The sequence below is a fragment of the Thalassolituus sp. genome (assembly GCF_984348125.1).
In genome coordinates this window covers 139649-162638 of record NZ_CFHJLR010000005.1, presented here as the reverse complement: position 1 = coordinate 162638, position 22990 = coordinate 139649, and the positions used below count along the sequence as shown (strand labels likewise).

Genomic DNA, 22990 nt, shown 5'->3' with positions numbered 1-22990 from the left:
CGCGTCATACAATACGTAAATCAAAAAAGGAGTGAGACTATGAAACGTCCCGATTATCTGAATTCAGAAAACAACGAGCCGGTTGCACGTAGCATACCGGTTGATCAGTATCAGGCTGGTACCGGTGGCAACACCTTTGCACCTGATGCACAAAAAGTACTGCGTAACACCTACGCGCTTCTGGCCATGACGCTGGTATTCAGTGCCGCTATGGCGGGTGTCTCTATGGCAGTGAACGCGCCTTCTTTGGGTTTGCTGACTCTGGTTGTAGCTATCGGTCTTATGTTTGCTATTCATAAAACAGCTAACAGCGTTGCTGGTATTGCGCTGACCTTCGTTTTTACTGGCTTCATGGGCTTTACCCTTGGGCCAATGTTGAACATGGTTGCTGGCATGCAAAGCGGTGGCGCGACCATTGGCCTTGCGTTGGGCGGCACGGGCGTAACCTTCCTGCTGATGTCCGCATTTGGTATGTCTACTAAGCGAGACCTGTCTGGTTGGGGCAAGACTCTGTTTGCAGGCTTTATCGTAGCCATCATTGGTGGCGTGGTCGGATACTTGTTTAACATCCCGGCTCTCTCGCTGGCTATCTCTGCGATTGTCATTCCGCTGAGTGCTGCACTGATCAGCTATGAAACAAACAGCATCGTGCGTGGTGGCCAGACTAACTACGTTCTTGCGACAGTCAGTCTGTATGTCGCGATCTACAACCTGTTTGCGAACCTCCTTGTTCTGTTGGGCGTATTCGGCTCAGACGATTGATAACACTCTGACTCTCTGTGCTCATGAGGGTGTGCCGCAGGCCTGAGGTCTGCGGCTTTTTTGTTTCTGGGCTAAGCTGAATGTATGAAGATACTCCTGTTTTTAGTCTTGGCTTCCGTATACAGCGCCGCGGTCTTGGCTCTGCCCGTGTGCTCAGACCGTGACGCAAAGGCCGCGTCAGACGAAAAAGCCCTCAGCTACTTTCGTAAGCAAGGCGAAATCTTCCATCCCGCCCGTGTTCTCAAGAAACACAACACGAGTCGCCATAAAGAAGTTGCGAGCTATGTGAAGTTTGGCGAAAAGCGCTACAGCATTTTCACTTTGGTAGACACAGACTGCTACGCCAGATTCATCAAACGCACCCGACAAGGTGACTAACGCGCTTCCTCATCTACGAGCAGCTTCTCATTCGCTGGGGTTACTGATAACTTATACTTAAGTTATACAAAGGCTAGGGTGAGACTATGATTCAATTCCAGAAACTGAATAAACGAGATCCCATAGAAAAGGTCATTATTGTGTCGCTTGATCTTGCTCTTTATCAGGTGAATGTCCTGGTTGATGGACAAGAACTGCTGGTCTCTGACAAGAAAGGAAAACCATTGCGCGCCCGAAATACCCTCGAAATTGAAGCTCTATTCGAAGGCTACAACGTCAAGGATATGGTGTTGCGGCATGAAAGCGCCTACGACGAGATGGTGAATCAGCCCACGCGACAGGGAAGCAACCGGATGGAGGTGCCGCTGGGGCGCAATGGCCTGGGTTTTGCTGCGAACGATAGCGAGTAGATCTTTCCTTTCAGGCCGCGTGAGCTAGGCCTTTAATTGCGGGTATCTCGTATGCGTGCGTTATTTTCACTGATAGACGGCTCTGATTTATCGGTCCGGAAAAGGGAGCTGGTTGCTATAGTGTGAATCTATTTCGACGTTAACATGCCCGCGACACTGATCACGTTCATGGCCACTTCAACGATACGCTTATTGCTGTCCATCGCTGCCTGACGAAGGTGGCGATAGGCTTCCTCTTCCGTGATCCCTTTCGACTGGATCAGCAACCCTTTCGCCTTATCAATCAGCTTGCGTTCATCGAGTGCCTGGCGAGCTTCAGCAAGTTCGCTGCTGATGCGTTGTAAGCGCTCCGCCTGTCCCTGAACAAGGTCGGATATAGAACGCGCCAGTTTCACGTTAACACCGGGTGTCAGGTTGCTATCCGAATTTAACGTCGACTCAGGCAGCAGGCCTAATGGAGACTCGGGTGGCTCACTGACTTCTGCCAGATCCTTCAGGTGTTCTCGGTGGAGCCTCAGGTCTTCTTCGGCAGAATTAATTTTGGTTTCACAGAGTTTCATCAGGTCGCCGGTCATATCGAGTTCGATGCTCTGCATTTCATCGATTCGGCGTGTCGCTACCTCATACCATACTTCACTGATGGAGGTCGGCAAAGCATCCTCAGTACGATAGCGCTCAATCATCTTACGCAGACGTTCCAGCTCAGCCGTTGCCTCACAGCTCTCAAGTTGATGCCAGCGCGCTTTAGGAACACTGGCAGAGAATTCGGTGAAAATACCGAAGCAGCGTTCCTGCGCATCGAGTAGCTCGTGCACTTTATCCTGGAGGGTATTGCTGAAGCTCCCGCTGGTGAAGCCGATCAATCCCATCGCACGTTCCTGGCCCGCATATTCTTTACCTTGAACAAAGTTAAAGAGCGCAACCAGTGCACGGGTGATCTCCGGGTCATCAGCGATATCAGCCGCTTCAAATATCACCGTCAGCAGCCCAGTAATCAAGCGGCTGTAAAGTGCGGTGTTCTCAGTGGCCGACACTTTGCGCGCGGTTACCTGTGCTCGCAGTGCGTCTATTCCTTCAAGGCATTGAATAACAAACGCCAGACTACTCAATAGTCGGGTTGAGTGGGAGAGAGAGTCGCTTTCACTGAGTTCCGTAAGCGTCTGCCGGAACTGCTTCTGGGCAATGCCGGTGACTTCGAGTTCATCGGCTCGCTGCTGCGCGTAGCGCTGTCCGTCGGACACAAGATAAATGTTGGACAGACCACGTTCACGCTGAAGTTCGTGAATGAGTTCCGTTACCCGACCCACCAGGCGGCAATTCACCTGCAGTTGTTGAAGCGCTGCAATTTCAGCGTGTTTGGCGGCGAGCAGAAAGTCTTCGGAGGTGGTCAGTTGAGGCATGAATCTTAATGAATCCTGATAGTTTGTGGGGATGATACGCTGCAGTGGGAGGAAGTTGAATTAACCTGTGGCCGAAAAGATGACAAGTTGATCAGTCTTGGCCTGATGAGAGTGTTGTCAGTTATGCTACATCGCCCGCCATTGCGATTATCCTTACTTACACTTTACTCCATAAAGTAATGCTAAAGAAAAGTTGATGAATCAAGCAGTTAGGGAATATCTACTGACGTGCGCTCGTCACAAAAGGAGTGGGTGGCATGTATTGATACATTTGTCAGATGGTTATTGGAAAGACGATCTAATACCATCTACCTAATACGGGTCTTACTCCGTGTGGCCGTTTTGGTTACCACGGACAAGTAAGAAAATAATAAGAAAAACAGTGGCTTTTGTTTGCCGGGCTCGTACTCCATACCCCGATCAGCTCCAGTCACTTGTTCTCGCACGTCAATGCTCGCGCATGGACTCCTTAGGAGTGTTACTTTGATTAACTTCCGCACAGCACTACTCGTCTCACTGATTGCAGGTCTTACCGCTTGCTCATCAGGTGGTTCAGATGGCGATGATCCACGTGTTCCCGATCCAGTGAATGGGGGAGATCAGGCACCTGTGTCGCTTGATTTCTCGTCAACGCCAGAAGGTAACCCGGTAGAAGACGAGCGCTGGGAATACCAGATTGAAACCAGTCTGGCTGACAGCGACTTCCTGACCTACAGCCTTGTCAGTGGCCCTGATTCCATGACCATCTCAGAAGATGGTCTGGTGCAGTGGACGCCTGATGATGAGGACGGCACCGAGGTTCAGGTGACTGTGCGAGTTGTATACAACGATGGCACGAATACGGCCGATGCTCAGCAGACGTTTGAGCTCAGCGTTACGCCCGTTAACGATAAGCCTGAAATTACTTCAGTAGCTCCCGCAACGGCTGTCGCAGGGTCTCAATTTCAGTATCAGCTGGTGGTTAACGACCCGGATGATGCGAATGATGGAGAGAACCTCAGTTATTCGGTCGATCTGCCTTTCATCTCTAGTCAGACTCCAGAAGAGTATGGAATTTCGATTTCATCGACTGGCCTTCTGACCTGGACCGTCCCAGTGGATGCCTCTTATGCGCTTCGTACCGTCGGTCTGAATATTCGGGTAACCGTGACAGATGGCGAGGAAGACTGGGGAGATGTGCTCCTTGCTATACCGCCTCGTCAGAGCTGGTATCTGAAAGTTGTCGATGCAAATACGCCTCCTGAGATTGTGTCTTCGCCTGTGCTTTCAGCGACTGAAGACCTTGCCTACGAATATCAGATCGTTGCGGAAGACGTTGCTGGTCTGGATACGCAGGGTAACGAGATTCCTGATGATCTCGAATACACGCTGATCGACGGTCCGGACGACATGACCGTTTCTTCGACAGGTTTTGTCCAGTGGACTCCGACTGAAAATGGTTCATCACCTTACGATGTGAGTGTTGTTGTTCAGGTTGAAGATGGTGGAGAGAACGATGCTGAACCCGTACAGCAGTCGTACTCAATCACTGTTACTCCTGTGAACGATGCCCCGGTTATTAACGGTACGCCTGCCGCTGTTGCAGCGTTGGGTGGTACTTATGAATATCAGGTCAGTGTGACCGACCCGGATGATAACAACGACGGCTCTGGCTTAACCTTCAGTCTCGAAGGCCCTGAAGGCATGACCATTTCGCCGACAGGCTTTATCGAGTGGACTCCTGGCGTCGAAGGTACCTTCTCTGTCACTGTTACCGTTGTGGATGGACAGGAAGACGGCCCGGCCGAAGATACTGTTTCATGGATGGTTGAAGTGCGCGATAACAACACTGCGCCGGTAATCAATCAGTCTGAACCCGCGATCTCGACCACCGAAGATGCTGAGGGTTTTGCAACTTTGACTGCTGCAGATGCAGAAGGTGATGCTCTTGCCTGGAGCATTTCGGAGCAGCCATCAAACGGTGCTGCGATCGTTATCAATGGTGCCGTGACCTACACACCACTTCCGAACTTCAATGGCACCGACTCGTTCACCGTCGTTGTGTCTGATGGAAGCCTCTCTGACTCTGTTGTTGTCGATGTTGTAGTTGCGTCTGTGAACGATGCTCCGGTCATTGATCAAAGTGTGGCTGTTATTGAAACCTCTGAAGATGTTGCAGGCTCTGCAACGCTGACTGCCAGCGACGTTGAAGGCGATAGCCTGAGCTGGACCGTTTCGACAGGCGCCGAAAACGGCAACGCTGCCGTTGTAAATGGCGAAGTTACCTACACCCCGGATGCTGACTTCAGCGGCACTGATTCTTTTGTCGTAGAAGTGTCTGATGGCACTGACAGCGATACCATTACTGTAACGGTAACCGTTGCCGATGTTGCGGATGCACCTGTCATTGATCAGGAAACCGCTTCTATCACCACCGACGAAGATACCGATGGCTCGACTCTGCTGACAGCAACAGATTCAGACGGTGATCCTCTTTCCTGGAGCGTGAGTGCTCAGGCGACGAACGGTACCGCGGTAGCATTTGATGGCAATATTACCTATACGCCGGCTGCGAATTTCAACGGCAGTGATTCTTTCACCGTCGAAGTATCTGATGGTGGGTTGACGGATACCGTCGTAGTCGATGTCACTGTGAACTCAGTGAACGACTTGCCTGTGTTTGATCAGATGAATGCTCAAATCAGCACAGATGAAGATGTGCAGGGTGCAGTCAACCTGAGTGCATCGGATGTTGAAAACGATGTTCTGGTCTGGAGTGTGACCGAGCAGGCGGGTAACGGTGTTGCTGCAGTTGCAGATGGCAACGTGACCTACCAGCCAGCGGGTGATTTCTTTGGTTCGGATTCTTTTGTTGTTGCTGTTAACGATGGTGGCGAAAACGTCACTATGGCGGTCAGTGTGACCGTTGCCGCAGTCAATGATGCTCCGGTTATCCTCAGTACAGCACCGACTTCAGCTACGGAGGGTGTTGAGTATCGCTACGCGGTTGACGCCGATGATGTCGATGGTCCGACGCTGGCTTACAGCCTCGCGACTGCACCTGCGGGTATGCAGATTTCCGAGTCTGGCTTGATCACCTGGACGCCAGCAGACGGCATCAGCACCGCCAACGTGATTGTGGCTGTGTCTGATGGCAGTGGCAGTGGCAGTGGCAGTGTCACTCAGTCGTTCACGATTGCAGTGACCGATGTAAACGATGCCCCAGTGATTACCTCGGTGGCTCCAACGTCTGTCGTTTTGGGTGAGGAATACACCTATACGCCAAGCGCCACCGATGCCGAAAACGACCCCCTGACCTGGAGTCTGACTCAGAAGCCAGCCGGCATGACGATCAATGCAACAACCGGTGCGATCAGCTGGACACCAGCCGAAGCAGGCAGCAGCGGCACTGTGCGTCTGGTCGCCAACGATGGCAGCAGTGATTCTGTGGCCCAGACCTTCGTGATTACTGTGTCTGAGCCAGACAACGAAGCGCCGGTCATCGGTCAGGGCGAAACAGACACGCTGACCACCGATGAAGATACTCAGGGCAGTACTACTCTTACCGCCACCGACGCTAACGGTGACAGCCTGAGCTGGTCAGTATCCAGCCCGGCGAGTAACGGCAGTGCTGCGGTCGTGGGTGGCAATGTCACTTATACGCCAAACGCAAACTTCAATGGCAACGACAGCTTTACCGTTCAGGTGTCTGACGGTTCTCTGACCGATACCATTTTGGTAAACGTGACTGTGAGCGCGGTGAATGATCTGCCAGTTATCGCACAAGGTACGGGAACGGCGCTGACCACCTCAGAAAATACCGCAACGGGCGTGACTCTGAGCGCGTCTGATGTCGATGGCGATAGCCTGAGCTGGTCGATCAGTACTGCTGCTTCTGATGGCTCGGCAAGTGTAACGGCTGGCAATGTCAGCTACACCCCGAATGCCGGTTTCAATGGCAATGACAGCTTCACGGTTCAGGTCTTTGATGGCACGGCACCAGTCAGCTTCGTTGTTAATGTCGAAGTGACTGCGGTGAACGATGCGCCTGTGATTGATCAGGAAACGGCATCAGTTTCGACGTCTGAAGACACTCAGGGCACGACTGCTCTGACGGCTACCGATATTGATAGCGCCAGCCTGAGCTGGACCGTTTCAGTTGCCGCCAGCCATGGTTCGGCGGCTGTGTCCGATGGCAACGTCACCTACACCCCGAATGAAAACTTTAATGGCAGCGACAGCTTCACCGTTCAGGTGTCTGATGGTGAGTTGAGCGACAGCATTGAGGTCAGCGTGACTGTCACTGCGGTGAATGACGCGCCGGTCTTTGCTAATGCCGCCTCTACGTCGGCGGTGGAAGGCAGTGAATACAGCTACCAGGCCGTTATCACTGACCCGGATGATGTCAACAACGGTACCGATCTGACCTTCACTCTGGATCAGGCGTCGATTGATGCGGGCCTGACTGTGTCTGGCACCGGTCTGGTGACCTGGACGCCAGATAACGGCGTGACCTCAACCTCGGTGTCACTGAGCGTAGCGGATGGTGGTGAAGACGGAGCGTCTGCGGCGGTTCAGAACTGGACCATCACCGTCGACAGCGTGAACGACGCCCCTGTGATTACCTCCGAAGCGCCAACGACAGCGACTGAAGGGGTGGAATACCAGTACTCGATTCAGGTGAATGATCCGGACGACGCCAATAACGGCACCGATCTGATCTTTACCCCTGTATTGGTTCCTGAAGGTATGTCGGTATCGAACATGGGCCTGGTGACCTGGACGCCAGCAAACGGTGTTGAATCTGCGAATGTCGAAGTGCAGGTACGCGACGGCGGTGAAAGTGGTGCGCTTCCAGACAGCCAGAGCTGGACCATCACCGTATCTCCGGTGAACGATGCACCTGAAATTACTGAAGGCGCGAGCGTTGCGTTGCCAGCAACCGAAGACGTGCAGGCAACTCTGACACTGAACGCAACCGACATCGATAACAGCGGCGCTGAACTGACATGGTCAGTACAGAGCGCGCCAGTGAACGGTGTTGCTGCGATGTCTGGTACTGGCAACAGCCAGAGCCTGACCTACACCGGCAACGCTGACTTCAATGGTAGTGACACTCTGGTTGTTCAGCTGACCGACGGCGACCTGACCGACACCATCACAGTGAATGTGACGGTGGCGGCTGTAAATGACGCTGCGGTATTTACGTCAACGCCTGTAACAACTGCGACCGAAGGTGAAGCGTACGTTTACTTCGCGACGGCAAGTGATGTCGAAGGCGATACCCTGAACTTCAGTCTGCCCGTGAAACCGGTGGGTATGTCGATCAACAGTACAACGGGTGAAATGACCTGGACGCCAGCCAACGGTGTTGAATCTGCGAACGTGACCGTGCGTGTTAACGACGGTACTACAGATACGAACCAGAGCTTCAGCATCGTGGTAACTCCGGTGAATAACGCACCGGTGGTTACTTCATCACCAGTGACGACTGCGACAGAAGGTCAGGCCTACAGCTATCTGGTAATGGCAGACGATATGGACAGCGAAGTGCTGACTTTCAGCCTGACTTCTGCGCCAGAAGGCATGAGCATTGATGATGAAACAGGAGCGATCAGCTGGACGCCTGCGAACGGTGTGGAGTCTGCGTCAGTGACTGTTGAAGTCTCTGATGGTGAGCTGAGCGATAGTCAGACATTTACTGTCTCTGTATCTGCCGTCAACGACGCACCTGCGATAGATCAGGGTGATTCCACGGCGCTGACAACAGATGAAGACGCGAGCCAGACACTGGCACTGACGGCCACAGACATTGACGGCGACAGCCTGAGCTGGAGCGTTACTTCTGGTGCAGCTAATGGCGAAGCGTCAGTCGATAGCGCTGGCCTGGTAACTTATGTACCAGCGGCCGATTTCAACGGGTCAGATACTTTCACTGTGCAGGTAAGCGACAGCGAGCTGACCGATTCTATTCTGATCAACGTATCGGTAAGTCCGGTGAATGATGCGCCTGTCGTTGCTGAAGGTGATGCAGTCTCAATCACAACGGCTGAAGATACCCAGAAGAGCCTGACGCTGAACGCGACTGATGTTGATGGTGATAGCCTGAGCTGGTCGATAGCTGCGCCTGCTGCAAGTGGTTCAGCGGCTGTATCTGCGGGTGTTGTCAGTTACACGCCAGCTGCCGGATACAACGGTTCTGACAGCTTTACCGTGGCCGTGACCGATGGCACCGATACTGTGACTGTTCAGGTGAATGTCACGGTGACTGCAGAAAACGACGCGCCTGTGATCGATCAGGCTTCTGCGTCGATTTCCACGTCCGAAGACACTCAAGGCAGTGTGACTCTTAGTGCATCCGACCCAGAAGGTACGTCTTTGAACTGGACCATCAGCTCAGCGGCGGCTAATGGCGTTGCCAATGTGAGCGCCAGCGGTGTGGTGACTTATGATCCTGCATTGAACTTCAACGGCTCTGACAGCTTCACCGTTATGGTGTCTGATGGCGATCTGAACGACACCCGTGTTGTTAACGTTGTCGTATCAGCAGTCAACGACGCGCCTGAAATCACCGAAGGTGAGACGGCTTCTCTGAGCACTGACGAAGACAACATGGGCAGTGTTACTCTGAATGCTACTGATGTTGAGGGTGACACCATCAACTGGAGTATCCAGTCTCAGGCCAGCGATGGGACTGCGGTTGTATCAGGTACTGGTACCAGCCAGACCGTGAATTACACACCAGCAGCGGACTTCAATGGCACCGATAGCTTTGTTGTTGCGATCGACGATGGCACAGATACCGATAGCATCATCGTCAATGTAACGGTAGCGGCCGCCAACGACGCGCCAGTCATCACGTCAACCGAAGTAACGACAGCGACCGAAGGCGAAGCGTACCTGTACACCGTGGCCGCGAACGACGTTGATGGCGATGCGCTCAGTTACAGCCTGACTGAAGCACCGGAAGGCATGACCATTTCTGGTAGCACCATCAGCTGGACGCCAGAAAACGGTGTTGAGACAGCGAACGTGACCGTGACTGTGGCTGACGCTACAGCAGAGGCGACACAGAGCTTCACCATCACAGTGACCGCTGTGAATGATGCGCCTTCTATCACGTCAGCCGCGGTAACTACCGCCACTGAAGGTGAGGCCTACAGCTATACCGTTGTGGCCGAAGACGTGGACAGTACTGAACTGGCGTACAGTCTGGCTTCTGCTCCGGAAGGTATGACCATCTCTGGCGCGACGATCAGCTGGACGCCTGCCAATGGTGTTGAGTCGGCGAATGTGACTGTTGAAGTTTCTGACGGCAGTCTGAGCGATAGCCAGAGCTTCACCATTACGGTTGGAGCAACCAACGATGCGCCTGAAATTGATCAGGGTGCCGTTACTGCGCTGACAACGGATGAAGACACTTCTGCAACACTCAACCTGACGGCGACCGATGTCGACAGCGAAAGCCTGACCTGGCGTATCAGTAATGCGTCTGAAAATGGCAGCGCGAGCGTTGATGCTTCGGGCGTCGTCAGCTACGAACCCGCCGCTGACTTTAACGGCAGCGACAGCTTCGAAGTCGAGGTCAGTGATAGCGAGCTGACAGATACCATCGTCGTTAACGTAACTGTGACTCCGGTTGCCGATGCGCCAGTGATTGCTGAAGGCGAGAGTGCTGCACGAACCACCAACGAAGATCAGCCACTGACCTTTGCGTTGAACGCCAGCGACGTCGATAGCGCGACGATCAACTGGAGCATCAGTAGTGTAGCCAGCAATGGTTCTGCGACGGTTTCAGGTACGGGTACGACTCAATCTGTGAACTATGTGCCGAATCAGAACTTCAATGGTACTGACAGCTTTGTTGTGCAGGTATCGGACGGTTCACTGAACAGCACGATCGCAGTGACAGTGACGGTGAATGCAGTTAATGACCTGCCAGAGATCACGTCTGTCGCACCAGTGGTAGCAACGGAAGGCGAGCTCTACACGTATCTGCCATCAGCGACCGATGTTGAAGGTGACGCTCTGACATGGAACGTAGGTACCGCGCCTGCGTCTATGACAGTGAACCCTGCGACCGGTGAACTGAACTGGACGCCGGCTGAAGGTGTAACTTCTGCGGATGTGACTCTGCTGGTCAACGATGGTGGAGCTAACGTGACTCAGGCCTTCACTATTACTGTGACGGCAGTGAATAACGCACCAGTGATCACTCAGGGTGAAAGCACCAGCGTGACCATGTCAGAAGACGGTGCACCAACGCCGTTCACTCTGGTGCTGAATGCGACCGACAGCGACCACGCTGGCTCTGAACTGAGCTGGTCAGTAAGCTCGGCTGCAACCAACGGCACAGCGACTGTGTCGGGCACTGGTCTGAGTAAGACGGTGAACTACGCTCCGGGTACTGGTTTCTCAGGAGCTGACAGCTTCACTATTCAGGTCACTGATGGTGAACTGACGGACAGTATTGTGGTGAACGTCACTGTACAGGCAGTGAACGCCGCACCTGTGATTGATCAGGGTGATACCACCACCATGACACTGGATGAAGACGGTAGTCAGACTCTGTCTCTGAGTGCAACTGACAGTGACGGTGATGCACTGATCTGGAGCGTCACTTCTTCTGCCAGTGATGGTGGTGTGAATGTCGATACTAACGGTCTGGTGACCTATGTCCCTGTTGCTGACTTCTACGGCAATGACACCTTCACGGTTCAGGTCTCTGACAGCGAACTGACTGACAGCATTACCGTCAGTGTGACTGTGAATTCAGTCAATGACGCACCGGTCATTGCCGAAGGTGCATCAGTGACGCTTGAAGTGAATGAAGACAGCTCTGATTCTGTGACCTTTACAGCATCGGATGCGGATGGCGACCCTCTTACCTGGTCTATCTCTTCCGGAGCGGTAGAAGGCATCGTGACTCAGACCGGTTCTGAATTCAGCTATGCGCCTGCAGCAGACTTCAACGGCAGTGACAGCTTCGTAGTGCAGGTCAGTGACGGTACGGCAACGGGCATCAGCACAGTCAATGTGACAGTGATCGCAGTGAATGATGCGCCGGTTGTCACCTCTTCGCCTGTGACTACGGCTAATGAGTATCAGGTCTATGCCTACGATGTAGCGGCCTCTGACGCTGAGGGCGATGCGGTAAGCTACTCGCTGACAAACCCTCCGGCTGGCATGGTGATAACTAGCGCAGGTGAAATCCGCTGGATTCCGGAATCCGCAGGTACTTACAGCGTGGTTGTGAATGCGACTGACGGCTCTGATACTGGGACACAAAGCTTTGATATCACCGTCAATGCCGAGCCTGCTGTTGCTGGCCGCGCAGTGAAAGGTGTGCTGGCGAATGCGCCAGTGGAAGCTGCCGTGTACGCAGGTCTGGATGCCGAAGGCGAGCACAGCTGGAATGTGATTGGCACCACCACGACGGACGCTAATGGTTACTTCGGATTTAACCTGGGTACCCAGTCCGCGCCGGTACGTGTACGTGTCACAACCGATGCAGAGACCACCATGGTGTGTGATACGCCGAGTGGCTGTCTGGTATCACCGCCTGCCAACTTTGGTGAAAGCGGTACACCGGCTGCGGGTATGATTCTGGATACCATTGTGTCGGGTGCTGATTTTGGTGGCCCAGTAGCGGTTACTCCGATGACACACATGGCTGCGACCTGGCTGCAAGCCTTCCCGCAGGCTCTGGATGACAACAATGTTCTGCTGGCTCACAAGCGTCTTGCCGTCCTGTTTGGCTTCACTGATGACTCCTATGTCAGCCAGCGTGTGCCAGACCTGACGGATGCCTTCGAGCGTAACTTTGCACTCAGCATCGATGAACAGGCTCTGCGCCACGCAATCTTCTCTGCCAGCCTGCAGGAGACGGCCATCGTTGCCAGTCTGCCGATTGATAGCCTGACGGAGAACATTGGTCTCATCTTCGGACTTTTGGGCGGTCAGATGCCGCTTAAATCTGGCGAGCTGGATGTAAGTACGCTGGGTCTGACCGATCCTGATACTGAAGAGCCGATCACTACCATCAGCTATACAGGCTTCGATACCTTCGTTGCCAGTGCTGAAACCGTAGGGCAGTTCATCAATGACGGTAGCCTCGACAGTATGATTGCAGGCTTCGGAAGCCTGGTGACCGATTGGTCGCCAGAGCTGGCGGACCCATCGATCTGTCTGGTTACTGACAATCCGGAACAGGATCGTACAGAGTGTCGTAACGTCACTACTATTGGTGAGGCTACTGGCTACGATGCAGCGAACTTCGCACGTGCACTAGCACCAATCGATGTAGCTGGCGGGTATCTGGACGATGCGCAGGCAGCAGAGCTGGCGAATGGTTCGACAGTGAATCGTGACCTGGGCTGGTTGTATGTTGATGAGGCTGCGCAGAACGAGACGGCAGAGATGCTGGGAGGACTCACAGAAGTTCTTGGCTATGGATTGAAGACGGCCCTGTGTGTGCCTCAGAAGAATAACTTTCCGTATACTTGCACTATGGAAAAGAGTGCTGGGTTCGAATCCTTGAATGTCTCTCTGAGTAACTGCGAGGGCTATAGCGGAGATGACTCATGTGATCTGCGGGTCACTGGCTCTGCGAATGGTCAATCTTTCAATGTGTCTTCTCGAATTGAGGATATACGTGAAATGCTAGGTGGGAAACGTCGCATTGGTTTGTTCCAGACTAACTACGACTTTACAGCCGGTCCTTTACCGATGTGCTTCACCGGTACCATCAGCAACTCCATTGCGACGATGAACCTGAATAACTTCTGCTTGATTCTCAATGTCTCTGATAGCCGTAGCGATTTACTTGCACCTTTCGAGGACTTGACTGCTGTTGCCTACACTGAAATCGGCGATGAGGGTTCAGATGCGTACAACGCGATGGAAAACCTTCTTGATGAGATTGTCCTGGAAATTGGTGCTAGTGGCGGCCTTAGCCTGGCCAGTACCGATAGCAATATCGGCACGTACAGCATGAGCAATATTGATATGTCGTTCGTGTTTGACCGTGAGAGTCTGGTGAAGGTGAACAAGGGAACTCCGGTGTTTGACTTCGAGGTGGCCTCGTTCAGCCGTACAAACCCTTGGGGTGAGACACTGAACTCTGTTTCAGGCTATCCGATGTTCAAATTGCAGGTGGATGACACAACTATTCTGACTGGCCGTAACGTCAAAGATAACGTCGGTGTTCCACCAACGCTGTCAGTGACCAATGCGATTGTTGAAGGCTTGGGCCCTGTGGTCGATATTGCTAAAGAGTACGCTCTCAGCATGATCGATACGACGGTCGCTGCACCTGAGCTGACGCCAGAAGAGTGGGATGCGATCATCGCTGAGGTTGAGGCGAATCTGGCCTATAACGGCACGATTAACACGACGATTCAGGACCCATCGGTTGGCGACCGCACCTACATCGCAACACTGACGCCAGAAGGCAATGTGTTCATCAGTCAGGAGAACAGCACAGCGAATGCTATGCAGCTCTACCTGTCCGGTGCGACTGGCTACATCTATGCTGACGAAACGCTGGTGGCGACTGCTCACCTGGGTAACAGTCAGGATGGCATGTTGCTGAGCTTTGTCGATGGCAGCCAGCGTCGCTATACCAACGCTAACCCGAATCTGTCGGGGCAGTTGAATAGCTTCCTGGAGTTCCTGCAGGTTCTGGTTCCACCGGCTGAAGAAACAGCGCCTTAACCGGCGCTGGTTAATCCAGCTCTAAAAATGAAAATAAAAGCAATGACAATAAAAAGGCCACGCAATGCGTGGCCTTTTTATTATTGGGGATATCTGCAGAGTTAAGGGCACTCAGGATCGCCGGGGCATATCATACCTGGTCCGGGGTCAAGTGGATCAAGGCCCGTTCCGGGGCCTATCGGGTCGAGTGGATCTCCGCCCGGATTGGTTGGCAACCCGGAGCCAGTGCCTGGTTCCTGTGGTTCTGTTACAGGCGGCTCAGGCTCAGTAACAGGCTCTTGCGGTTCAGGTTCCTGAGGTTCTGGTTCCTGGGGCTCTGGTTCTTGAGGGAAGGGCGGCCCGGGCTGAGAAGGCGACTCAGCCGGTTGTTCCGGCGTGAAGGCTGGGTCAAATTCGTCCGGCAGGCCAAACCTCGTTTCCATACGCTCGATAATGCGTTGGACCTGAAAGTCGTTGATGTACTGTTGTGACTCCCGGCGGCTTTGCTGGCGGCTCTCGTCAGAGGACCGTCGGTTGGCATTCTTTTGTGCTCGTGCATCGGCGGGGTCATCAGCATTAACGCCGTTAATATTGCTGAGAGTGCTGTTATTTTGCTCCGTGTCACTTTCATTACTAGCCTGAGGCTGTTCAAAAGTAAGTGGTGGCGCAAAAAAGAAAACGGGTGCCAGCCCGTCGCCAGCAATAACACTTCCTTCAGGCTGATCAACCGTGATTCTCTGACTTCCCGCAGTCACCATAAAGGTACCTGTTGGAATGGAAGAGTAAGGGCCGGGGCCCATCAGCGACGAATAACTCACAGGGCCAGTCTCTGGCGGCAAGTTGATATCAGGAAAATGCATTGATACCTGCTCAGGTGAGAGTATCGCGGTCACCCCCATAGTGCCCAGCACAGCGACTTCGGTGGCGGGTTGCCGGATTCTGAAAGCATTCAGGCTACCATCAGCAATGCGTCCGGTGGCGAATTTAAGTTGCCCCGCTTCCTGAGTGATCTGCAATTGTCCGGTCTTGAGGTCATCGTCAAATTCGTAGTGATCCAGAGTGATCACAGAACCTTCGCCGAAAGTGAAAGTACTTTCGTCCCGCAGTAGCAGCTGAAACAGCTGTCCGCCGTCGGACTCAATCCGGTCACCAGAGAAAATATCATCACCGCTGTGCGCAGTCAGAAGCTGGTCATCACGATAAACAGTCACCGATCCTTTCAGCCCAGCCAGTACACCCGCTTCCTGTGCATGAGCATGGACTGCTACAGCCAGCGCGCTGAGTGTCAGAAGGGTGGTTTTAAGGCGCTTGCCTGATGGGAAATGTCGGGTCATTGCGATATCCGTCGTCATTTCAGAGGCCCTCACAGACTGAAGAGTTTTGTGACCGAGGCCGACCAGCGGGTATTACGGTACTCATAATTAGAAATATCTGCGCGATTCAGCTGGCGTTCGCCACTGATCGTCAGGTCCATGTTTTCAACCAGATTTACCGGCAATGTCAGTGCCAGAGATGCGAACAGTGGTTTGCTGCGTCGCACCAAAGAAGGGTCACCCGTGACGAATTCCGAAGAGCCAGAGTAACGGGTCCGACTCTGGCTGACATAAGCTGCAATTGATTGGCCGGCGGTGGCTGTCCAGCGGTAACTCATGCTGGTGGACCAATTGGTGTAACTGGCAGCCTCAGAGCGGGCTTCTTTTGTACTGTACCCCAATGCCAGATAGAGATTGTGTACCTTATCGAAGGTCAGTGAGCCAGATACTTTTGAATAGTAACGCTTGCCTGAACTGGTATTGCTGCCCGGAGCGATGTAGTTGTCTGTCGAGACGCCTGTGCTCAGGCGCGTATTGACGTAGAGGTTGAGGCTTTTCAGGTCCCAGGCGTACGAAGAACTGAGGCTTCCTCCGTGGCTTCTCAGTAAGCCTTCTCCATGCAAAGACTGGTGTTGGGCATTACCAGCGAGGGTCAGCTTTATTCCATCAAAATCGAAACGATTTCCGAGGGTGCCATACCAGCTCGAGAAATCGAGCGTGTCCTGGGTGGCATAGTTATCCCGGGTGTATTGCAACGAAGCAATGGCAGCATGCTGACGATATTCACCCCAGGCATAATCAAGGTCATAACTGATATTGAACTCGGTACCGTATTCCTCAACTTTCTTCTGTGGGAATTCGAACTCATAGCCATAAAACAGAATGGTATCGTCGTCGGGGGCATTATTGATGTTGTCGTCGTGATGCCCTGTGATAGATAACGAGAGGGTTTGGGTCGCGCGCTGATCCATCTCATCGATTCTGCGAAGATAGTCCAGAACCAACCATTCGTCGCTTTGCGGCAGTGGTCGGGAGCGTACTTCTTCAAACTCCTGACGAGCTTCAACCATCATATCTGAGTGATAGAGCAGGCTGGCGTAGATAATTCTCGCACGGTTCTGATGGGGTTCGAGCAGAAGGATACGCTCTACGACCGGAATCGCAGACTTGATGTCGCCTTCATCGATTTTCTGTTGGAGATAACAATAATTGAGCGCCAGATCATCCGGGTTGCGGTAGATGTCACTGAAGCTGATGTCTGCCGGACAATTGTCTGCTTCAGTTGCAGCTGATGAATTGGCATCGGCTCTGACCATCATGGCGGCCAGGGAAGTAATAAAGAGAATAACGTACCGCACGTTCCGTACTCATAAAAATCCTGAGCGCGAAGTGTACGCCATTTGCGCCAGCATGTATTCCCATGGGCGCATGTAGGGGAGCCAGTTTAGCTGGAATTCAGCCTGTCAATCTGGACGGGCTTGCATCAACCGGCTTGTTTCAGTCTGGCCTTCAGCTCGGAGCAGGCCTGCTGGAATCTTTCGAGTTTGTGTTGCTCTTTTTCGATCATGGCGGCGGGTACACGGGATAAGAAACCATCGTTCTGAAGCTTATTACTGATCTTGTGAATCTCTTCTTCGAGCCTCGACACTTCTTCCCGAATCTTGTCGACATTGTCTGTGTTAAGCGCCTGTTCGCCCATCTAAAACTACCTCCGTGTTAGCGGGACTCCATAGTCCTGCTTGCGTGGTTCATCATTAAGTATAGACAAGATTCTCATGTTTGCCTGAAAGGCCATTTCAAACAGGCCGGAACTCTTAGCAGCTTTTCCGTTCGTAATATAAGAGAGCCGGAAAAATTGAGAAATACAGGCGCGGAACTGAGTACTTGAAAACTCAGTACTGAATCAGAGAAGCGCAGTATTTTTCAGGTCAGGGCTAAAACACGAATGAATGTTATGAGGTGGCAACAATGGATATTTCAGCACTACTTGTTTTTCTTTTAATCGGCGCGCTTGCAGGCTGGCTTGGTGGCGTTATCACTAAAGGCGGTGGCTACGGCCTGCTGGGCGACATTGTTATTGGCGTACTCGGTGCTGTTGTTGGTGGCTATGTATTTTCAGTCGCCGGTGTTGCCGCAGGTGGTTTCATCGGATCGGTTATTACCGCCACAGTCGGTGCTGTGATATTGATCTTTCTGGTTCGCCTGCTCAAAAGAGCGTGATCAAGAGTGATTATTTAATTTAATGAACGTATCTAATTAATAAACGAAGCCCCGCCTGTCGGGGCTTTTTTATGTCGGTCACTTATTAAGCAACGTCTGCTATTTCAGCTTCGGCTTTTTCGGCTTTTGTTTCATCCAGCATCAAACCGCTGCTGTCGATGAAAGTCACATCGGTCATTCCCATAAATGCCAGAATGTACTTCAGCCAGCCACTGACGAAATCATTTTCGGCGCCCAGAACAGTGCCACCCGAGGTCATTACGACGTAGACCTTCTTGCCTGTTAACAGGCCAACCGGGCCTTCTTCGGTGTAGCGGAAAGTTTCACGGGCGCGTGCAACCATATCGATCCAGGCTTTCAGAGCAGCGGGGACGTGGAAGTTATAAACAGGTGCTGTAATTACCACCGTGTCAGCTGCACGCAGTTCATTCACTAACTGGTCGGAGGTTGCCAGAGATGTCTTCTGCTCATCGCTGCGGTCAGATGGATCTGTAAAGTTCGAACCAATCCAGTGTTCATTGATCAGTTCAATGCCGTTTGCCAGATCACGCTCGGTAATCTGGGTGTTGCTGTCCGACAAGCGTTCAATCAGTTTATCCGCGAGGGTACGGCTAACTGAACCTTCCGTTCTCATACTGCTGTCTACCCGAAGAATATGTGTCATACCGATCTCCTGTGTTTTGTGAGGATGCTTTTAACTATTCAATGGTAGTTACGATAAACATTTCTTAACTATGGAAAAATACTCTATTATTGAAAATATTATTCTGAAAAATAGAAAAATTAGTCGTAGGGGCTTGTCAGAGAAGAGAGCGACAGATGAGTGAACTGGAAGAAGTACGTGTCTTCGTCACACTGGTAGAGTGCCACAGCGCATCAAAAGCGGCGGAGCGCCTTGGTGTTGCTAACTCGGCGATCAGTCGACGTATGAAGGCCCTTGAAGAAAGGCTGGGAGTACAGCTACTGCAACGAACTACCCGGACTATGCATTTGACCGATGACGGTCAGCTTTATTATGACCGCTGCCGTAAGCTACTTGATGACTGGAATGATGCAGAGCAGGAGGTGATGCAATCGGCCACGTTACTGAGCGGCAATATCACGGTATCCATGCCTCTCAGTCTTGGCATTTCCCAACTCTCACCGATCATCGCTGACTTCATGAGTGAACATCCCGGGGTGACTGTTAATTTCGATCTTTCTGACCGTCGGGTTGACGTTATTGAAGATGGCTTTGATCTTGTCTTTCGCATTGGCCACCTTGAAGATTCGACCCTGATCGCCCGCAAGGTTACACGGGTAAGGCATATGGTGTACTGCTCACCGGATTTCGTGGAAAAGTACGGGCCGTTTAATACCCCGGATGATCTTCACGGCGTACCGGTTTTTGGATACAGCAACCTGCGGTATCCCGGACGCTGGCCATACACATCACCAGAAGGAAAAACAGGGGAGATTCGTCTTTCACCGGGTACGTTATCGAATAATGGCGAAGCATTAATTGCTGCCGCTGAACGAGGACTGGGAGCGGGTTGTCAGCCAACATTCACTTTGCAGGAAGCCTTCTCAAGCGGGCGGTTAATTCCGGTACTGACCGACTATAAATGGTTTGGGATGAACCTCTACGCTGTGTATCCCCGCGCCCGGCATTTATCGCGCCGGGTGCGTGCTTTGATCGACTATGTTATCGAGCGCCTCGGCAAAGAGCCGTACTGGGATAAATGTATTGATGAGTTGTGATACTTATACGGATAGTTGGTGTCATAGTTAAAAACACGGGTAGTTTTATATCCAAGTGCAGGCGACAACGGAAACATCATGTTCAGTAAATGGCAGTGGTTATTAATAAGGTTCACTCATAAATTATGGGTGAGAGCGGCGCTGTTTGCGGTCATGGCGATAATCACTGCATTGATCGCTGCCCCAGTAGAGCGGTTGCTGCCGGACGCAATTTCGTTCCACATATCCGTTGCTACGATTGATCAGATACTCGACATCCTGGCGACGAGTATGCTGACAGTAACGACCTTCTCGCTAGGGGTGATGGTGTCTGCTTTTACTGCGGCGAGTACCGGAACGACACCCAGAGCAACTCAGCTCGTCCGCGAAGATCCGATCACGCAGAATGTTCTTGCTACGTTTCTGGGTGCATTTCTTTTCAGCCTTGTGGGCATTATTGCGCTTAATACTGGTGTCTATGGCGAGGGCGGCCGCCTCGTTCTGTTTGTCGCAACGCTACTGGTGATTGGCATCATATTGATCGCCATCCTGCATTGGATCGAACATCTTTCCGTATTAGGGCGAGTCACTGAGACCACCGATCAGGTCGAAGTCGCAGCCACCAATGCGTTGCGCGCACGAGTAGAGCATCCGCACTTGGGAGCGCGGTGCTTACCCGAAGACTGGAAGCGCCCGACTGATAGCTTCGACATTAAGTCAGAATCTACAGGCTTTATCTGCCACATTGATATTGCCAGCCTCCAGGAAACTGCTGATGAGCTGAAGTTGAATATCAACGTGCTAGCGGCCCCTGGAAGCTTTGTATTCCCCGGTAAACCTCTTGCCTGTGTCGAGTTTAAAGAGAAAGAAGATCTCAACAATGAGCAGGAAGCGCAGCTGATCAATCGTGTCACGTCAGCCTATACCACTGGGAAAACCCGGTCGTTCGAGCAAGACCCTCGGTTTGGTTTAATTGTACTTTCAGAGATCGCGAGCAGAGCACTGTCGCCGGCAGTCAATGATCCCGGTACAGCAATCGACGTGCTGGGCAGGGCAGTGAGATTGTTCTGTATCTGGAGAGATCATCGCGTACTGGACGATGATGATGAATCTATCTGCTTCCCATCTGTACGTGTTCCGGCATTGAAAACGTCTGACCTGATTGAAGATTTATTTATGCCAGTGGCCCGTGACGGTGCAGGGTTAATTGAAATTCAGATACGCGTTCAGAAATCCATGGCGGCTCTCGCTGATATGGCTCCCGAAGCTTACAGTGACGTCATGGCACACTACGCGGAGCTTGCGGTAAAGCGAGCCAGTCAAAGCCTGGCTCTCGAAGAGGAAGTCGAACAGCTTAAAGCAGTTCAGTGCGAACGGAAACGCCGTTAGTGGCTTTGCGTGTACCACGGCCAACCGTGTCTGCTTTCTCCTGCGTTTCGGCATTGACGTCGGTGCTTTGATTTGTGCTTGCGTTATTTCCAAGGGCTTCTTCAGGGGGAATGGACGCTGTCTCAATGACTTCGCTGTGATCAACAACTAGTTTGTCGGCAATAATATCAACAACGCGTTCGTTATTAGTTTCCACTTTTTTATCGTCGCTCATGCTTCTTCCTTAACGAGAGTTGGGGTTCAGGGTAATCCTTATTCTGCATATAAGGTTGGTGATTAGCAAAGCCATAAAATGGATGCCGTTATCGGTGACTACTCTCGCGAGTTAGCGGTAAATACGCTGTGCCCACTCTGTCAGGCCCGACACTACACTGCCAAAGTGATCACCATCCAATAGTGGTACTTCACCAAAGACGTTTTTGACCGCATTTGTGATCACGGGAGACTTTGCACTTCCGCCGGTGACGAAAATAAGATCAGGTGAGACTCCAGCCTGGTCTTTAGCCTCTTTCATTAGCGCAATAATTTTTTCAAGTGGACGCTCGATTGCCTCGGCAAGTTCGGTTCGGTTGATATCCGTGCTGAGCGATTTTTCGACGAACTCGAGATTCACTGATGTCATTTCAGCATTGGACAAGGAAATCTTTGCCTCTTCCGCATGGCGAACCAATTGCTGATTCTGCTTGTTTTTACGCAGTCGCAGTAAGCGACCGATCAGCTCGGGTTCAGCACAATCGCGTTGCAATTGCTCCAGATACAGCCCTGTTTCAAGACTACTGAAGCGAGTCAGAGCGGAAACATCGTTAGTCGACACCGCATCAATAAAGGTTTTTGTCGGCATTGGCTTGCCACTTTTGAGCGCGGCATTCATGCCGAATAGTGGCATCAGAGATTCCGTTGCCAGGCGGATGTCGAGATCGTTTCCGCCGATCCGCTCGCCCGTATGTGCAAGAAAATCCGCTACACGATCTGCTTTCTGAATATGATCCGGCCCCATGCGTACCATTGCACAGTCACTGGTACCGCCGCCAATATCAACAACCAGAACGGTTTTATTCTCACTGAGCTGGCGTTCAAAACTTAAGCCTGCTGCAATCGGCTCGTATTGAAATTCGATGTCTTTAAAACCGCTGCGTCTGGCTGCAGTTTCGAGAATAGATAATGCTTGTCGGTTACTTTGCTCTGAATTCAGGCCCTGAAAATTCACCGGGCGACCAATAACGGTTTGAGTCAGAGTATCGCCAGCAGCGAGTTCTGCGCGTTGTTTGATCGTTTGCATCATGGCCGTGACGATATCTTCGAAGAAGCCTACAAACTCAGGGCGAAGCCCGCTGGCACCAAGAAAGGATTTTGGGGATTTAACGAAGTAGCCTTCTTCCGGATCGGCGAAATACTCTTTGAAAGCCGCATGACCGACGAACATTACATCATCATCCGCGTGAAGGTCGAGTTCATTACGAGCTCTGAGGGCCATCTGCAACTGGGGTTTGCGTGATGCGATAAAAGCTTCACGATCAGACGTCAGTCCATGACTTACCTGCTCAGGTATGAGCTCACGGGCCATCGCATATAGCGCAGACGGCATAAAAGTACGCTCGCCATCGACCGGCAATAAACGTATCTCGCCATCCTGTTGCACGCCGATAGCGCAATTAGAAGTGCCGTAGTCGAAACCGCAGATCATGGAGCAACTCTCTTCAAAAGCGGGAAGGTACCATAGATTGGC

At 52.2% G+C, this 22990-nt stretch carries 14 protein-coding genes; 7 read left to right on the top strand and 7 right to left on the bottom strand.

Annotated elements, in window-relative coordinates:
• The first annotated feature begins 39 nt into the window (after positions 1-39).
• From AC5E51_RS05570 to AC5E51_RS05560, 3 genes are all read left to right on the top strand, one after another.
• Positions 40-762: a Bax inhibitor-1/YccA family protein gene (locus AC5E51_RS05570; RefSeq protein WP_297531799.1), complete on the top strand. Its 723-nt coding sequence runs from the start codon at positions 40-42 to the stop codon at positions 760-762.
• 84 nt (positions 763-846) lie between these two features.
• Positions 847-1140, top strand: a complete 294-nt coding sequence (locus AC5E51_RS05565) for a hypothetical protein (protein WP_297531797.1) — start codon at positions 847-849, stop codon at positions 1138-1140.
• Positions 1141-1226: 86 nt separating this feature from the next.
• On the top strand, positions 1227-1550 hold the full coding sequence (locus AC5E51_RS05560) for a DUF6482 family protein (protein ID WP_068435937.1): 324 nt from the start codon (positions 1227-1229) through the stop codon (positions 1548-1550).
• Positions 1551-1678: 128 nt separating this feature from the next.
• Here AC5E51_RS05560 and AC5E51_RS05555 read toward each other — a convergent pair whose 3' ends face one another.
• The gene (locus AC5E51_RS05555; protein ID WP_491778245.1) at positions 1679-2950 is read right to left on the bottom strand and encodes a nitrate- and nitrite sensing domain-containing protein; all 1272 of its coding nucleotides are present in this window, start codon (positions 2948-2950) and stop codon (positions 1679-1681) included.
• A gap of 483 nt (positions 2951-3433) precedes the next feature.
• On the opposite strand from AC5E51_RS05555, the gene AC5E51_RS05550 reads away from it, so the two are divergent.
• A complete protein-coding gene (locus AC5E51_RS05550; protein ID WP_491778244.1) occupies positions 3434-14644 on the top strand; it encodes a tandem-95 repeat protein in 11211 nt (3736 codons plus the stop codon).
• Between the two features lie 101 nt (positions 14645-14745).
• Here the strand turns inward: AC5E51_RS05550 and AC5E51_RS05545 are convergent, their stop codons facing one another.
• The 3 genes from AC5E51_RS05545 to AC5E51_RS05535 form a co-directional block, all read right to left on the bottom strand.
• Entirely contained in the window at positions 14746-15957 is a 1212-nt protein-coding gene (locus AC5E51_RS05545; RefSeq protein WP_491778243.1) for a FecR domain-containing protein, read from the bottom strand.
• A 29-nt stretch (positions 15958-15986) separates the two neighbouring features.
• Positions 15987-17294 carry a surface lipoprotein assembly modifier gene (locus tag AC5E51_RS05540; RefSeq protein ID WP_297530844.1) on the bottom strand — a complete coding sequence of 436 codons (1308 nt, stop codon included), beginning with the start codon at positions 17292-17294 and terminating at the stop codon, positions 15987-15989.
• 125 nt (positions 17295-17419) lie between these two features.
• Positions 17420-17635 (bottom strand): hypothetical protein, encoded by a 216-nt coding sequence (locus AC5E51_RS05535; protein WP_297530842.1) that lies wholly within the window; start codon positions 17633-17635, stop codon positions 17420-17422.
• A 269-nt stretch (positions 17636-17904) separates the two neighbouring features.
• On the opposite strand from AC5E51_RS05535, the gene AC5E51_RS05530 reads away from it, so the two are divergent.
• Positions 17905-18156, top strand: coding sequence for a GlsB/YeaQ/YmgE family stress response membrane protein (locus AC5E51_RS05530; protein WP_076514580.1), 252 nt, complete (start codon positions 17905-17907; stop codon positions 18154-18156).
• Between the two features lie 85 nt (positions 18157-18241).
• On the opposite strand, the gene AC5E51_RS05525 is transcribed toward AC5E51_RS05530, so the two are convergent.
• Positions 18242-18820, bottom strand: a complete 579-nt coding sequence (locus tag AC5E51_RS05525) for an FMN-dependent NADH-azoreductase (protein WP_491778242.1) — start codon at positions 18818-18820, stop codon at positions 18242-18244.
• Positions 18821-18975: 155 nt separating this feature from the next.
• Between AC5E51_RS05525 and AC5E51_RS05520 the strand changes: the two genes are divergently transcribed.
• Entirely contained in the window at positions 18976-19896 is a 921-nt protein-coding gene (locus tag AC5E51_RS05520; RefSeq protein ID WP_491778241.1) for a LysR family transcriptional regulator, read from the top strand.
• A gap of 78 nt (positions 19897-19974) precedes the next feature.
• Positions 19975-21264 (top strand): DUF2254 domain-containing protein, encoded by a 1290-nt coding sequence (locus AC5E51_RS05515; RefSeq protein ID WP_491778240.1) that lies wholly within the window; start codon positions 19975-19977, stop codon positions 21262-21264.
• Here the strand turns inward: AC5E51_RS05515 and AC5E51_RS05510 are convergent.
• Positions 21230-21478: a hypothetical protein gene (locus tag AC5E51_RS05510; protein ID WP_068438244.1), complete on the bottom strand. Its 249-nt coding sequence runs from the start codon at positions 21476-21478 to the stop codon at positions 21230-21232. The genes AC5E51_RS05515 and AC5E51_RS05510 overlap by 35 nt on opposite strands.
• A 111-nt stretch (positions 21479-21589) precedes the next feature.
• Positions 21590-22948 (bottom strand): molecular chaperone, encoded by a 1359-nt coding sequence (yegD, locus tag AC5E51_RS05505; protein ID WP_297533291.1) that lies wholly within the window; start codon positions 22946-22948, stop codon positions 21590-21592.
• Positions 22949-22990 lie beyond the last annotated feature (42 nt).

Bases quoted from the DNA above. Each gene is read 5' to 3' on its own strand.
- AC5E51_RS05570 (WP_297531799.1), top strand. From the start codon at position 40: ATGAAACGTCCCGATTATCTGAATTCAGAAAACAACGAGCCGGTTGCA.
- AC5E51_RS05565 (WP_297531797.1), top strand. From the start codon at position 847: ATGAAGATACTCCTGTTTTTAGTCTTGGCTTCCGTATACAGCGCCGCG.
- AC5E51_RS05560 (WP_068435937.1), top strand. From the start codon at position 1,227: ATGATTCAATTCCAGAAACTGAATAAACGAGATCCCATAGAAAAGGTC.
- AC5E51_RS05555 (WP_491778245.1), bottom strand. From the start codon at position 2,950: ATGCCTCAACTGACCACCTCCGAAGACTTTCTGCTCGCCGCCAAACAC.
- AC5E51_RS05545 (WP_491778243.1), bottom strand. From the start codon at position 15,957: ATGACCCGACATTTCCCATCAGGCAAGCGCCTTAAAACCACCCTTCTG.
- AC5E51_RS05535 (WP_297530842.1), bottom strand. From the start codon at position 17,635: ATGGGCGAACAGGCGCTTAACACAGACAATGTCGACAAGATTCGGGAA.
- AC5E51_RS05530 (WP_076514580.1), top strand. From the start codon at position 17,905: ATGGATATTTCAGCACTACTTGTTTTTCTTTTAATCGGCGCGCTTGCA.
- AC5E51_RS05525 (WP_491778242.1), bottom strand. From the start codon at position 18,820: ATGACACATATTCTTCGGGTAGACAGCAGTATGAGAACGGAAGGTTCA.
- AC5E51_RS05520 (WP_491778241.1), top strand. From the start codon at position 18,976: ATGAGTGAACTGGAAGAAGTACGTGTCTTCGTCACACTGGTAGAGTGC.
- AC5E51_RS05515 (WP_491778240.1), top strand. From the start codon at position 19,975: ATGTTCAGTAAATGGCAGTGGTTATTAATAAGGTTCACTCATAAATTA.
- AC5E51_RS05510 (WP_068438244.1), bottom strand. From the start codon at position 21,478: ATGAGCGACGATAAAAAAGTGGAAACTAATAACGAACGCGTTGTTGAT.
- yegD (WP_297533291.1), bottom strand. From the start codon at position 22,948: ATGATCTGCGGTTTCGACTACGGCACTTCTAATTGCGCTATCGGCGTG.